Annotated in this window: 7 protein-coding genes; 3 read left to right on the plus strand and 4 right to left on the minus strand. The window is 69.1% G+C overall.

Annotation, left to right across the window (positions count from 1 at the left end; all coding sequences use genetic code 11):
* Positions 1-45: 45 nt before the first annotated feature.
* Complete coding sequence (locus AB0N90_RS15020) at positions 46-2,418, minus strand: DUF6049 family protein (protein WP_365196443.1); 2,373 nt, start codon at positions 2,416-2,418, stop codon at positions 46-48.
* Between the two features lie 276 nt (positions 2,419-2,694).
* Here AB0N90_RS15020 and AB0N90_RS15025 point away from each other — a divergent pair, with 276 nt between their 5' ends.
* Positions 2,695-4,161, plus strand: coding sequence for a CCA tRNA nucleotidyltransferase (locus AB0N90_RS15025; protein WP_361672025.1), 1,467 nt, complete (start codon positions 2,695-2,697; stop codon positions 4,159-4,161).
* 66 nt (positions 4,162-4,227) lie between these two features.
* Here the strand turns inward: AB0N90_RS15025 and AB0N90_RS15030 are convergent, their stop codons facing one another.
* The 3 genes from AB0N90_RS15030 to AB0N90_RS15040 all read right to left on the minus strand — a co-directional run bounded on the left by AB0N90_RS15030 (position 4,228) and on the right by AB0N90_RS15040 (position 7,454).
* A complete protein-coding gene (locus AB0N90_RS15030) occupies positions 4,228-5,532 on the minus strand; it encodes an MFS transporter (RefSeq protein WP_365196445.1) in 1,305 nt (434 codons plus the stop codon).
* Positions 5,533-5,644: 112 nt separating this feature from the next.
* Positions 5,645-6,727: an inositol-3-phosphate synthase gene (locus AB0N90_RS15035; RefSeq protein ID WP_361672021.1), complete on the minus strand. Its 1,083-nt coding sequence runs from the start codon at positions 6,725-6,727 to the stop codon at positions 5,645-5,647.
* 43 nt (positions 6,728-6,770) lie between these two features.
* Positions 6,771-7,454 (minus strand): PadR family transcriptional regulator, encoded by a 684-nt coding sequence (locus AB0N90_RS15040; protein ID WP_327230775.1) that lies wholly within the window; start codon positions 7,452-7,454, stop codon positions 6,771-6,773.
* Positions 7,455-7,849: 395 nt separating this feature from the next.
* Between AB0N90_RS15040 and AB0N90_RS15045 the strand changes: the two genes are divergently transcribed.
* Both AB0N90_RS15045 and AB0N90_RS15050 read left to right on the plus strand, forming a co-directional pair.
* Positions 7,850-10,555 carry a transglycosylase domain-containing protein gene (locus AB0N90_RS15045; RefSeq protein ID WP_365196448.1) on the plus strand — a complete coding sequence of 902 codons (2,706 nt, stop codon included), beginning with the start codon at positions 7,850-7,852 and terminating at the stop codon, positions 10,553-10,555.
* Positions 10,556-10,684: 129 nt separating this feature from the next.
* On the plus strand, positions 10,685-12,229 hold the full coding sequence (locus AB0N90_RS15050) for a glycosyltransferase 87 family protein (protein WP_365196450.1): 1,545 nt from the start codon (positions 10,685-10,687) through the stop codon (positions 12,227-12,229).
* Position 12,230 lies beyond the last annotated feature (1 nt).

Below are 12,230 nucleotides of genomic sequence, written 5' to 3' on the forward strand. Positions count from 1 at the left end.
CCTTACCCCACCTCATCGTCCCGGGCCCACCGGCCACGACATCGCTCAACGGTCCACTCTCTCACCCGTCCCGGACGGGTCGGTGCTTTCCGGTGCGGTGTCCGGCGCAGGGTCACTCGGCTGCTCCGGGTCGTCTGCCCCGGTGGTGGAGTCGGACTCCTCCGGGAGACGACCCGCGGGCGCGTCGGGGTTCCCCGGCCCGTCGGAGTGCTCCCCCGCCGCGCCCGCGCCGCCCTCCCCGGCCTGGCGGGCGGCCGCGCGCTTGCGCTGGGTGTACATCCGGAAGCCGGCGAGGACGAGGAGCAGCACACCGCCGCCGATGACCAGCATCACCGTGGGGGTGACCTCGGTGACCTTCACATCGAAGGTGACGGCGGAGCCGTACTCCTGGCCGTCCTCGGTGTACAGCTGGGCGATCACCGTGGCCCGGCCGTTGGCGTTGGCCGACGTGGTGAACTTCACCGACTGGGCGTGGCCGCCGGCGATGTCGACGGGCTGCTCGTAGTACGCCTTGCCGCCGATCTTCAGTCGGGTCGGCTGGGTCGAGGTGAGGCGCAGCACCAGATGGCCGACCGGCTGGACGAGGTTGTTCTGGACGGTCACCGGGATGGTCGCGCTGCGTCCGGAGAGCTTGGTCTCGGACTTGTCGATCAGCCTGACCTGCCCGGCCAGATCGTCCAGCCATCCCTCGACGCCGTTGCGGAAGCCGTCCCCGTCATCGCTCTGGCCCCGCCATGACGTGGACATCCCGCGGTTTATGGCCCGCCCGAACGGGGTGACCACACGGGACTGGTCGGAGAGGATCACCTGGAAGTCGTCGAGCTTGTCCTGGGTCCGGGCGATCTGCTGGAAGGCCGAGGCCGGCAGCTCCTGCCGACGCAGGTACGTCGGGTAGGCGGAGGTCGACGGGATGCGCGTGGTGGCGCTCGGGTCGGGCTTGGCCTTCGCCGCCGCCGTCAGGTCCTGTGCCTGCGACCAGGTGCCGCCCTGGAGTGCTCGCACGGCCGCGGCCATCGCCTGCGCCTGGGCCGCGGTGGGCAGGCGCTGCGGGGCGACGACGATGCTGCGCTGCTGGTCCGTCTGCGCGTTGATCTCAAGGCTCTGGGCCAGGAACTCCTGCACGGCGAGCGTGGAGTCGGCCGCCTTCGTCAGATCGCCCTCGAAGGCCGTGGACAGCTTGGCGTCGGCCACGACCGCCGTGGTGCCGCCGCCGACCGGGCGGGCGGCGGAGGGCGTGTACGACAGCCCGGCCGTCTCCTGGAGGCTGTCGCTGCGGGCGATCACCCGGTCCGCGCCGGCGGAGGTCGCGACCCTCATGATCGACGGGTCCACGGCGCCGTTCACCGGCCACGCGTAATCGGTGCTCGGTGTGACGTGGAGCACAGTCTTCACGGTGGTGGCGGCGACGTCGGTGGCGTCCTTGAGATGGCTGAGGGAGCCGGTGACGCTGGTGCCGCGGTGCGCGAGCGAGGCCAGGTCGGGGTCGGCGAAGGGCAGGGCCACGACCTCCTTGCCCACGACCGCCTTCTGGAGGTTCGCCAGCCACTGCTTGGCGAGCGCCTGGTGCTCCTTGGGTCCCGCGACGGTGGTGTCGCCGTCTCCCTGGAGCCGGTAGTTGCCCGACGCCATGGCGTCCACGGAGGCCAGCAGGTCCGGGTCGATCACCCAGGTGACGTCCAGGTCCTTGCCGAGGCTGACCAGCTGATCGAGCCGGCCGCCCGGCGCGAGCTCCTTGGCCAGGTCGTCGTTGACGAACACCGGCGTCTGGAGCTCGCCGGCGCCCGTCTTGGCCGTCATATGGACGGTGGACAGCAGCGGCCACAGGACCGTCGTCCTGGTCTTGGTGTCGGCGTCGGACGGCTGCCACGGCAGGAACGTCCGCTGGACGCCGAGCACCTGCTGCCAGGGCTGGGCGGAGGTCTGCCCGGACAGGGCGACCCCGAACTCGTAGACACCGTTCGCGCCCAGGTCGAGCTTGTCCACCGGCACGGAGATGCTGAAGTGCTCGGCGACGCCCGGCGCCAGCTTGGCGAACTTCTGCGCGTACTTGTCACCGACCTCGGAGCCGCTGAGGCCCTGGAGCTCGTCCGGGTGCTGGGCCACGTCGTTGATCCCGGAGCGGGTGTTCAATATCGGGCCGACCCGCAGGCCCACATGGGCTCCGGTGACGGCCTGCTTGCCGTTGTTGGTCACCGTGCCGGAGACGGTGAGGGTATCGCCGTCCGTGGGGGCGTTGGGGCTCATCGAGTCCAGAGCGACGGACACCGGGTCCCCGGACGCGGCGGCGGCCGGCGCGGCGGCGGGCAGCTGGAGCAGTCCGGCCAGCAGGGGCGCCCCGGCGAGCAGGGCTCCGGTGCGCCGCAGCCATCGGCGCGCGGGTGAGGCACTGGTCCCCTGGAAGTCAGCCGCCTCGGCCACGCGCTCGCCCGTCCCTCGTCGTCTCAGTGGTCGTCGGAATGTGCGTCCTCGCATGGTAACGATGTGCGCCGAGCGGAAGTGCCGCGGTCTAGGTCACAAGATCGCTGGACGGAGACGACCCGTCCTCTATATCCAGTATCGAGGGGAGAGGGGTCGTACGCCGCAAGAGCTGCGCTTGCACAGGTATGCCGGAAGCCGCCCGCGGCCCGCTCCGGCCCGGGTCCCGGGCCGAATAGGGGCGCCCCGGAGCGCCCGGGGCACGTACCCTCTTCTGTTGTGCCGAACCCCAACGAAGACACTCCCTCCGCCCTGAGCCAGGCCCAGCAGCGCGCGGTCACCGAGCTGCTGCGGGTGGCGCCGGTCGCCGACGATCTCGCCCGCCGATTCCAGGAGGCAGGGTTCTCCCTCGCGCTGGTCGGCGGGTCGGTGCGCGACGCACTGCTCGGCCGGCTCGGCAATGATCTGGACTTCACCACCGATGCCCGTCCCGAGGACGTGCTGAAGATCGTCCGGCCCTGGGCCGACGCGGTCTGGGAGGTGGGGATCGCCTTCGGCACCGTCGGCGCGCACAAGGGCGCCCGGGTCGGGGACACCGACATGACCTTCCAGATCGAGATCACGACCTATCGGTCGGAGGCGTACGACCGCACCTCGCGCAAGCCCGAGGTCTCCTACGGCGACTCCATCGAGCAGGACCTGGTCCGCCGGGACTTCACGGTCAACGCGATGGCCGTAGCCCTGCCGGAGAAGGAGTTCATCGATCCGTACGGCGGCCTGGTGGACCTCGCGGCCCGTGTGCTGCGGACGCCGGGCACGCCGGAGGAGTCCTTCTCGGACGATCCGCTGCGGATGATGCGGGCCGCCCGGTTCGCCGCCCAGCTGGACTTCGAGGTCGCTCCCGAGGTCGTCGCCGCCATGACGGACATGGCCGGGCGCATCGAGATCGTCTCGGCGGAGCGGGTGCGGGACGAGCTGAACAAGCTGATCCTCTCCGACCACCCGCGCAAGGGCCTGACCCTGCTCGTCGACACCGGGCTGGCCGCCCATGTGCTGCCCGAGCTGCCGGCGCTGCGCCTGGAGAGCGACGAGCACCACCGGCACAAGGACGTCTACGAGCACACGCTGATCGTGCTGGAGCAGGCGATCGCGCTGGAGGAGAACGGCCCCGACCTCGCGCTGCGGCTGTCCGCGCTGCTGCATGACATCGGCAAGCCGCGCACGCGCCGCTTCGAGAAGGACGGCCGGGTCTCCTTCCACCACCATGAGGTGGTCGGCGCCAAGATGACCAAGAAGCGCATGACCGCGCTGAAGTACTCCAACGAGCTGGTGAAGGACGTCTCACGACTGGTCGAACTTCATCTGCGCTTCCACGGCTATGGCACCGGGGAATGGACGGACTCGGCGGTCCGCCGCTACGTCCGTGACGCGGGACCGCTGCTGGACCGCCTGCACAAGCTGACCCGCTCCGACTGCACCACCCGCAACAAGCGGAAGGCGGCCGCGCTGTCCCGGGCCTATGACGGTCTGGAGGAGCGCATCGGCCAGCTTCAGGAGCAGGAGGAGCTGGACTCGATCCGCCCGGACCTCGACGGCAACCAGATCATGGAGATCCTGGGCGTCACTCCCGGCCCGGTGATCGGCAAGGCGTACAAGCACCTGCTGGAGCTGCGGCTGGAGAACGGCCCGATGGAGCACGAGGCCGCGGTGGCCGCGCTCAAGGAGTGGTGGGCCGGACAGGAGTGAGGGTTCGGCCCGGCCGTTGTTTCACGTGAAACATGCGCCGGGCCGGCCGCATCGAGGGTCGATGTTTCACGTGAAACATCGACCCTCTTTCCGTCTACTCGTGCCTCGCAGCAGCCGTTCGAAGTACGCCAGCAGTGCGGCGACGAATGCGTAGATCACGGCGACCAGGGCGACCAGCAGCGGTGATCTGCCGTCCGGCGGGAGCATCAGGGCCGCCACCCCGGCCGCGCCGACGAAGGCCACATTGAAGAGCACGTCGTAGACGGAGAAGATCCGGCCGCGGAAGCCGTCGTCCACACAGGACTGGACGATGGTGTCGGTCGCGATCTTGGCGCCCTGGGTGATCAGCCCCAGCACGAAGGCGGCGATGAGCAGGGGGCCGGTGGCGAACGGCAGACCGAGCGCGGGTTCCAGCACCGCGGCCGCCGCCGAGCACACCACGATCCAGCGCAGGGGACCCAGTCGTCCCGCCGCCCAGGGAGTCACCGCGGCCGCCGCGAAGAACCCGGCACCGGACAGACCCAGCGCCAGACCGAGCAGCCGCAGCCCCTGCTCCGGGCCGGACGCGAGGGTGTAGCGGCACAGCATGAGCAGCAGGACGAGCAGCGCGCCGTAGCAGAAGCGCATCAGCGTCATCGAGGCCAGCGCCCAGGCCGCCTCCCTGCGCCGGGGCGCGGCCAGATGCCGGATGGCGGCGAGCAGATCACGGGCCGTGTCGGCGAGCGCGGTCAGCAGATGCGGTTGCAGCTGCTGCCGGTCGGGACCGAGGAGGGCGGGCGCCATGCTCAGGGAGACCAGGCCGGCGCACAGATAGAGCAGGGCGCCCAGCAGCACCACCGCGGCATCGGAGCCCGAGGACAGCAGCCGTACCCCGAAAGCGAGTCCGCCCCCGGCGGTCGCGGCGAGCGTGCCGGCCGTCGGCGACAGGGAGTTGGCGATCACCAGGCGCTCGGTGTCGACCACCCGGGGCAGGGCCGCGGAGAGCCCGGCGAGGATGAAGCGGTTGACGGCCGTGACACACAGCGCGGAGACGTAGAAGAGCCAGGCCGGGACGTCGCCGGCCATCAGCACGGCGGTGCCGACGGCCAGCAGGGCGCGCAGCAGATTGCCGTAGACGAACACCTGACGGCGCCGCCAGCGGTCCAGCAGGACGCCCGCGAAGGGGCCGACCAGTGAATAGGGGAGCAGCAGCACCGCCATCGCGGAGGCGATCGCGGCGGCCGAGGTCTGCTTCTCCGGGGAGAAGACGACATAGGCGGCGAGCGCGACCTGGTAGACGCCGTCGGCGCCCTGGGACAGCAGACGAACGTACAGCAGGCGCCGGAAGTACCGCAGGCGCAACAGGACGCGCAGGTCACGGACGACGGGCATGGGGCACAGCCTCACATATGCGGAAGGTCCCCGGGTCAGGACCCGGGGACCTTCACAGCCCTGGCAGGAGCGATTTTTGTACGAGCGGCTCCCCGTGGGGCGGTGCCGAGCTCTAGCGCTCGACGTCGCCGCGGATGAACTTCTCGACGTTCTCGCGGGCCTCGTCGTCGAAGTACTGCACCGGCGGGGACTTCATGAAGTACGAGGACGCGGAGAGGATCGGGCCACCGATGCCGCGGTCCTTGGCGATCTTCGCGGCGCGCAGGGCGTCGATGATGACACCGGCGGAGTTCGGGGAGTCCCAGACCTCGAGCTTGTACTCCAGGTTCAGCGGGACATCACCGAAGGCGCGGCCCTCAAGGCGGACGTAGGCCCACTTGCGGTCGTCCAGCCAGGCCACGTAGTCGGACGGGCCGATGTGGACGTTCTTCTCGCCGAGGTCCCGGTCGGGGATCTGGGAGGTGACGGCCTGCGTCTTGGAGATCTTCTTGGACTCCAGGCGCTCGCGCTCGAGCATGTTCTTGAAGTCCATGTTGCCGCCGACGTTCAGCTGCATCGTGCGGTCCAGGATGACACCGCGGTCCTCGAACAGCTTCGCCATGACGCGGTGCGTGATGGTGGCGCCGACCTGGGACTTGATGTCGTCACCGACGATCGGCACGCCGGCCTCGGTGAACTTGTCCGCCCACTCCTTGGTACCGGCGATGAAGACCGGAAGGGCGTTGACGAAGGCGACCTTGGCGTCGATGGCGCACTGGGCGTAGAACTTCGCCGCGTCCTCGGAGCCGACCGGCAGGTAGCAGACCAGAACGTCGACCTGCTTGTCCTTCAGGATCTGGACGACGTCGACCGGCTCGGCCTCCGACTCCTCGATGGTCAGGCGGTAGTACTTGCCCAGGCCGTCGAGGGTGTGGCCACGCTGCACGGTGACGCCGCTGCTCGGGACGTCGCAGATCTTGATGGTGTTGTTCTCGGAGGCGCCGATCGCGTCCACGAGGTCGAGGCCGACCTTCTTGGCGTCCACGTCGAACGCGGCCACGAACTCGATGTCGCGCACGTGGTACTCACCGAACTGCACGTGCATCAGGCCGGGGACCTTGGCCGCCGCGTCGGCGTCCTTGTAGTACTCGACTCCCTGCACCAGCGACGCGGCGCAGTTGCCCACGCCGACGACGGCTACGCGAACCGAACCCATTCCGGTTGCTCCCTGTGTGTACGAGTGAGGCCCTGACTGGGACTCACGTGGCGGTGTCGCCGGGCGGATCCGTCCGGGAGGTGCTCCCGGGACGGGGCAGGCCGCCCGTCGATCCAGTGGTGGTGTCCTGTTGAGCGGGCCCCCCGGACGAGGGACTTCTCAGGTCCCGTCCGGCTCGCTCGCTCTCGATGAGCTCGTTCAGCCAGCGCACTTCGCGCTCCACGGATTCCATCCCGTGGCGCTGGAGCTCGAGTGTGTAGTCGTCCAGGCGCTCTCGCGTCCGGGTCAGAGAGGCGCGCATCTTCTCCAGGCGCTCCTCCAGCCGGCTGCGCCGGCCCTCCAGCACGCGCATGCGCACATCGCGCGAGGTCTGCCCGAAGAAGGCGAACCGTGCGGCGAAGTGCTCGTCCTCGTACGCGTCGGGACCGGTCTGCGAGAGCAGTTCCTCGAAGTGCTCCTTACCTTCCGCCGTCAACCGGTAGACGATCTTGGCGCGGCGTCCGGTGAGGGGAGCGGCGAGGGCGTCCTCGTGGGTGTTGCCCGGCTCCTCGGTCAACCAGCCGCTCGCGACCAGCGTCTTGAGGCAGGGATACAGGGTCCCGTAGCTGAAAGCGCGGAACACACCCAGGGACGTGTTGAGTCGTTTACGCAGCTCGTAACCGTGCATAGGGGACTCGCGCAGCAGGCCGAGCACGGCGAACTCAAGGATGCCGGAGCGCCGGCTCATCGTCGCCTCCTCCCGGCCCGCGGCTCCCACCGCAGGTCTCCCAGTGCCTTCTCAGCGACTTTATCTCGCGCTGATGTATCGACTCGATACATCACGACGATAGAACGGCGTCACGCATGCGACAAGAGGGGCGGTGGTGAACGGGATCACATAACCGATTCGTAGGAGGCAACTTGCCTGGTTTGGGGTGAACTTCGGGGCTCGGCAGGTTTTGGCGGTGCGTAGTCTGTGCGGCATGCAGACCACCGGGAACCATGCGACGCCTGGGGAGCGTCGTCGTCCCCGGTGCAGTACGGGTGAATGCGCGACCGACCACATCCGTACGTCGGGGGGACCGGAAACCAGCCGCCAGTCCAGGCGCGCAAGGGTGCGCCTGCCCGAGGAGTAATCGTTCGATGAGCGAGCACCGTCGCAAACCGCCGCAGCCGCAGGGAGGCGGACGTGCCGCGGCCCGACGCGGCCAGCCCGGTTCGTCCCCCGGTCGCCGCGCGGCACCGCGAGGCGCCAGCGGATCGCCTGCCGACTCTCCGGGAGACGAGGGGCGGTCGCTCGGCGGCCGCGCCGAGGCCCGGCGCGCGGCGCAGAGAAGCAGCAGCGGACGCCGCAGGGCCGAGCCCGCAGGTGGCCGCCGCAGTGGTCCCGGCGGCCCGTCCGGACCCGGCCGCGGCCGGGGGCGTACGGCCCCGCCCGGCAAGAAGCGGATCATCGACTATCCCCGCGCGGACAAGTACGGGTGGCACCGGTGGGTGCCTTCCTGGAGGCTCGTGTCGGGCATGTTCATCGGCTTCGTCGGCTGCCTCGTGGCCGTCGCCGGCATCGGGTACGCGATGGTGGGCGTCCCAGATGTGGCCAAGACCGCGCAGGCGCAGAACAACGTCTATTACTGGTCCGACGGATCGGTGATGGTCGCGACCGGTGGCGAGACCAACCGGCAGATCATCAACTACGAGGACATCCCCAAGGAGATGCGGTACGCCGTCATCTCCCAGGAGAACAAGACCTTCGAGACCGACAGCGGCGTGGACCCGTCGGGTATCGCACGAGCGGTCTTCAACATGGCCCGGGGCGGCCAGACCCAGGGTGGTTCGACGATCACCCAGCAGTACGTCAAGAACGCCATGCTCGACGACCAGTCGCAGACCCTCTCCCGCAAGTTCAAGGAGATCTTCGTCGCGATCAAGGTGGGCACCGAGGTGCCCAAGCCGAAGATCATGGCCGGTTACCTGAACTCGGCGTACTTCGGCCGCGGCGCCTACGGCATCCAGGCGGCCTCGCGCGCGTACTTCAACATCGACGCCAAGGACCTCAACCCCGGCCAGTGCGCCTTCCTCGCGGCGATGCTGAAGGGCGCCACCTACTACGACCCGGCCGGCGCCACTTCCCTCGACCCCAACGCCACGGCCGAGGCGAACAAGAAGCGCGCTCTGGGGCAGATGCAGGACACCCTCGACAAGATGGTCAAGTACGGCCATCTGAGCGCCGCTGAGCGTGCCAAGTACACGACGCTCCCCCACTCGCAGAACCCGCGGTCGAACAGCCGGCTCAGCGGCCAGGTCGGTTACCTGGTCGACCTCGCCAAGTCCTATCTGATCAACAACAGTGACAAGACCCATGTCACCGCGGACGATCTGCAGAAGGGCGGCTACCGGATCCACACGACCTTCGACAAGAAGAAGGTCAACGCGCTGGAAGCCGCCGTCAAGAAGGTCCAGAAGGCGAACATCAAGCCCGATGTGCGTCCGAAGTACGACAAGTATGTCCAGTTCGGCGGGGCCTCGGTCGAGCCGAAGACGGGCGCCATCCGGGCCATCTACGGCGGTGAGGACGCGACCAAGCACTTCACCGACAACGCCGACTCGACCGGCGCCCAGGTGGGCTCGACGTTCAAGCCCTTCGTGCTGGCGGCCTCGATGAAGTGGGGCGTGCGCGACCCGCACGGTCCGGCGGACCAGGGCTCGGACGAGCGCACGATCGCCTCTCCCAAGAGCCTGTACAGCGGCAAGAACAAGCTCAAGATCGAGAACTACGACCACACCGTCTGGACGGACAAGGACGGCAAGGAGTGGCTCCAGACCAACGACGGCGATGAGTCCGTCGGTGACGCGCCGGACTACAAGATCGACCTCCGTGAGGCGATGCAGTTCTCGGTGAACTCCGCCTATGTGCAGCTCGGCATGGACGTGGGCCTGGACAAGGTCGAGCAGTCCGCGCTGGACGCGGGTCTGCTGAAGGGCAGCCTGGCCAGCTCCAACTACCCGTCCTTCTCGATCGGCACCTCCGACCCGAGCGCCATCCGTATGGCCGGGGCCTACGGCACCTTCGCCAACAGCGGTCAGCAGACCGACCCGTACTCGGTCGACAAGGTCGAGAGCAAGGACGGGGTCGTCTACACGCACGAGGTGAAGTCGAAGGAGGCCTACTCGGCGAACGTGGCGAACAACGTCACCGACGTCCTGCGGACCGTGGTCGACAAGGGCACGGGTACCAACGCCCGGCTGCCCGGACGTGAGGTGGCCGGCAAGACCGGTACCACCGACGGCAACAAGTCGGCCTGGTTCGTCGGCTACACCCCGCAGCTGTCCACCGCGATCAGCATGTTCCGCCTGGACGACAACGCGAATAACAAGAACCGCACGTTCCTGGAGATGTACGGAACGGGTGGCCAGAAGCAGATCCACGGCGCCTCGTTCCCGTCGGAGATCTTCCACGACTACATGACCCAGGCACTTCAGGGTCAGCCGGCGCTGACCTTCCCGGCGCCCGAGCCCATCGGCGTCGCGCTGAACCCCGAGCCGAGCCCGACGCCTTCCCTGTCGACCTCGCCGAGCCCGTCCACGAGCCCGTCCACCAGCCCGTCGCCGAGCAACAGCGTCTCCCCGAGCCCGACGAACAGCCAGACCTGCGGCTTCTTCGGCTGCACCGACGGAGGCAACGGCAACGGCGGTGACAACGGCAACGGTGCCGGCGGGAACGGCACCGGCGGCATGGACGGGGGGCCGACGCCCTCGACCACGGCCACCGATCCCAACGCCGACGGCGGCACTCGGGGCAATGGCAACGGCAATGGCAACGGAGGAACCATCTGGGGACCGACGGGCTAGCCCCTCGGTCCGACCGGTTGGCGGTCATATCGCCCGCCGTGCCTGTTTCACGTGAAACATGGGCCGCCGCACCCACCAGGTGCGGCGGCCCTCCGCGTTTTCATGGGGAGGTACGGCAGGATGTGGCCCATGCCCAGTGCAGAGATGACACCCCCGGGCGTGTACGAGCCCGAGCCGGAGCGGTCCGCCCCGCCGGAGCCGGTGCGGCCGACCAGGGAGGACGAGGTCGCGGCGGCCGGCAGTGAGCTGGTCGGCGGCCCCATCGGGCGGTACGCCCTGCTCGGAACCTCCTGGTGGACGCCCGTGCGGATCGTGGCGCTCGTGGCGATCGGCATGTTCGCCCTGGGCCTGGTCCAGAAGGTGCCGTGCTACCACAGCGCCTGGTTCTTCGGCGCCAGCTCCCAGTACACGAAGGCCTGCTATTCGGATATTCCGCACCTCTACCAGGGCCGCGGATTCGCCGATCACCTCGTGCCCTACTTCGACAAGCTCCCGGACGACCTGTCCGGCGGCATGGGCTATCTCGAGTACCCGGTGCTGACCGGAGTGTTCATGCAGGTGGCCTCCTGGCTGACCCCGCACAGCGGCGGCATCCAGCACCAGGAGCAGTGGTACTGGTTCGTGAACGCCGCGATGCTGATGGTCTGTACGGCCGTACTCGCCGTCTGTGTGGCCCGTACCCACCGCCGGCGCCCCTGGGACGGCCTGCTGGTCGCTCTGGCGCCCGCGGCGGCGCTGACCGCCACCATCAACTGGGACCTGCTGGCGGTGGCGCTGACGGCCGCCGCGATGCTGATGTGGGCCCGCAGCCGCCCGGTCGCCTTCGGCATCCTCCTGGGACTCGCCACGGCCGCCAAGCTCTACCCCGTGCTCCTGCTCGGCCCCCTGCTCGTGCTGTGCTGGCGCGCGGGCAGATGGCGGGAGTTCGGGCAGGCGGCGGTGGGAACGGCGGCCGCCTGGCTGGTGGTGAACCTGCCGGTGATGCTGTTCGCCTTCCCGGGCTGGTCGAAGTTCTACTCGTTCAGTCATGACCGGGGCGTCGACTTCGGCTCGTTCTGGCTGATCTGGTCCCAGAACTCGAACCACCCGCCCAGCACCGACTTCGTGAACACCGCCGCCATGGTGCTGGTGGTGCTGTGCTCCCTCGGCATCGCCGTGCTCACGTTCACCGCCCCGCGCCGGCCGCGCTTCGCCCAGCTGGCCTTCCTGATCGTGGCGGTCTTCATCCTCACCAACAAGGTCTACTCGCCGCAGTACGTCCTCTGGCTGGTGCCGCTGGCGGCCCTCGCCCGGCCCAAGTGGCGGGACTTTCTGATCTGGCAGGCGTGCGAGGTGGCGTACTTCCTCGGCATCTGGATGTACCTCGCCTACACGACCAGCGGAGACGCCCACAAGGGCCTGCCGACGCACGGCTACCAGTGGGCGATCGCCCTGCACCTGCTGGGCACGCTGTACCTGTGCGCCGTCGTCGTACGCGACATCCTGATGCCGGAGCGGGACGTGGTGCGCCGGTCCGGGGACGACGATCCCTCGGGCGGGGTGCTCGACGGGGCGGAGGACGTCTTCGCGTTCGCCGCGGTGGCCCGTCCGCCCCGGCACGCGGCCCCGTACGAGGCGCCGCAGGTGGAGTGGGGCAGGCCGGAAGCGGCGCCTCCCCAGAGCCGTTCGCTGTGAG

Source organism: Streptomyces sp. NPDC093018 (assembly GCF_040684035.1).
Lineage (GTDB): Bacteria > Actinomycetota > Actinomycetes > Streptomycetales > Streptomycetaceae > Streptomyces > Streptomyces murinus.